A 1,990-nucleotide genomic window follows, 5' to 3' on the forward strand; every position below is an offset into this window, starting at 1 on the left:
GCGGCGGGTTCAGCCGATGAGGTCGCGCAGGTGCGGGGCGAGCGCCCGGAAGGCCCGTCCCCGGTGGCTGATGGCGTTCTTCTCCGCCGGGCTCAGCTCCGCGCAGGTACGGGTCTCCCCCTCCGGCTGGAGGATCGGGTCGTAGCCGAAGCCGCCCTCCCCGGCCGGGACCCGGCGCAGGGTGCCGGGCAGGCGCCCCGTGGCGACCCGCTCGGTGCCGTCGGGCAGGGCCAGCGCGGCGGCGCAGGCGAAGTGGGCGCCCCGGTGTTCGTCGGGGATGCCGTCGAGCTGGGCGAGCAGCAGTTCCAGGTTGGCCCGGTCGTCGCCGTGCCGGCCGGACCAGCGGGCGGAGAGGATGCCGGGGGCGCCACCGAGGACGTCCACGCACAGGCCGGAGTCGTCGGCCAGCGCGGGCAGCCCGGTGGCCCGGGCCAGGGCGTGCGCCTTGAGCAGGGCGTTCTCCTCGAAGGTGACGCCGGTCTCGGCGACCTCGCCCACCTCGGGGAAGGCGTCGGCGCCGACCAACTCGCGGCGCACCCCCACCTCGCCGAGGATGGCGCGCAGTTCGGCCACCTTGTGGGCGTTGCGGGTGGCGAGCACCAGGCGGTCACCGGGGCCGGGGGTGTGCGGTCGGGGGGTGTCGCTCATGCGGCCATGGCCTCCTTCTGCTTCTCGGTGAGCGCGGCGCAGCCGAGTTCCCCGAGGTCGAGCAGGGCGGTCAACTCGGTGCGGGCGAAGGGCGCGCCCTCGGCGGTGCCCTGCACCTCGACGAAGCGGCCGTCGCCGGTGCACACCACGTTCATGTCGGTCTCGGCCCGCACGTCCTCCTCGTAGCAGAGGTCGAGCAGGGGGGTGCCGTCCACGATGCCGACGCTGACGGCGGCGACCGTGCCGGTCAGCGGGCGGGCGGAGGCCTTCACCAGCTTGTTGCGGCGGGCCCAGTCCACCGCGTCGGCCAGCGCCACGTACGCGCCGGTGACGGCGGCGGTGCGGGTGCCGCCGTCGGCCTGGAGGACGTCGCAGTCCAGGACGATCGTGTTCTCCCCGAGCGCGGAGAAGTCCACGACGGCGCGCAGCGAGCGGCCGATCAGGCGGGAGATCTCGTGGGTGCGTCCGCCGATCCGGCCGCGCACCGCCTCGCGGTCGCCGCGGGTGTTGGTGGAGCGGGGCAGCATCGAGTACTCGGCGGTGACCCAGCCCTTGCCGCTGCCCCGGCGCCAGCGGGGGACGCCCTCGGTGACGCTGGCGGTGCACAGGACGCGGGTGTCCCCGAAGGAGATGAGGACGGAACCTTCTGCGTGCTTGCTCCACCCGCGTTCGATGGTGACGGGGCGGAGCAGATCGGGGGTACGGCCGTCGATGCGTGACATGGCGGCGAGCCTAGTCCCCGCCGGGGACGGTGCCGGTCGGCGGGGCGCGCCGGGGCCCCGACGGCGCGGGGCCCCGGGTCGGCCCTTCTACATGAGGTCCTCGATCTCGGAGGCCAGCGGGTCGGCCTCCGGTCCGACGACGACCTGCACGGCGGTGCCCATCGCCACCACGCCCATGGCGCCGGCGGCGCGCAGGGCCGCCTCGTCCACCAGCGAGGGGTCCTCCACCTCGGTGCGCAGTCGGGTGATGCATCCCTCGACCTCGACGATGTTGTCGATGCCGCCGAGGCCGGCGACGATGCGCTCGGCCTTTCCGGCGAGATCGTCGCCTCCGCGTGCCGCCATGGCCGCCTCCCTGCTCGTCGGTCGTGCGTCTTCCCACCCGGCGGGGTCCTCCCGCCGGTGGATCGGGCGCGGATCAGCATACGGGCGGTCCCGGCGACGCCCGGGGACCCGGAACGCCTTCCGGGGCGCGCCGCGATGTGCTCATAATGAGCCACGCCCGAAATGGTGTAGACCACACTACCCGGAAGGGTGTTCGCGACCGCTCCCGGAACCGGTCGTCCCCGTCCCAACCCCCCACCGCGCCCGGAGGCGTCCGTGTCCACCAGCTCCACCAC

The 1,990-nt window shown here is 74.7% G+C and carries 3 protein-coding genes; all 3 read right to left on the bottom strand.

Annotated elements, in window-relative coordinates; all coding sequences use genetic code 11:
• Positions 1–9 precede the first annotated feature (9 nt).
• Positions 10–648, bottom strand: a complete 639-nt coding sequence (gene rdgB, locus FOE67_RS24100; RefSeq protein ID WP_182666944.1) for an RdgB/HAM1 family non-canonical purine NTP pyrophosphatase — start codon at positions 646–648, stop codon at positions 10–12.
• Positions 645–1,370: a ribonuclease PH gene (gene rph / locus FOE67_RS24105; protein WP_182666945.1), complete on the bottom strand. Its 726-nt coding sequence runs from the start codon at positions 1,368–1,370 to the stop codon at positions 645–647. The genes rdgB and rph overlap by 4 nt, the downstream gene beginning before the upstream one ends.
• Before the next feature lie 87 nt (positions 1,371–1,457).
• Positions 1,458–1,778, bottom strand: coding sequence for a PTS sugar transporter subunit IIB (locus FOE67_RS24110; protein ID WP_323385403.1), 321 nt, complete (start codon positions 1,776–1,778; stop codon positions 1,458–1,460).
• Between the last annotated feature and the right edge of the window lie 212 nt (positions 1,779–1,990).

Origin of the sequence: Streptomyces calidiresistens (assembly GCF_014141525.1) — a bacterium.
Taxonomy (GTDB): domain Bacteria; phylum Actinomycetota; class Actinomycetes; order Streptomycetales; family Streptomycetaceae; genus Streptomyces; species Streptomyces calidiresistens.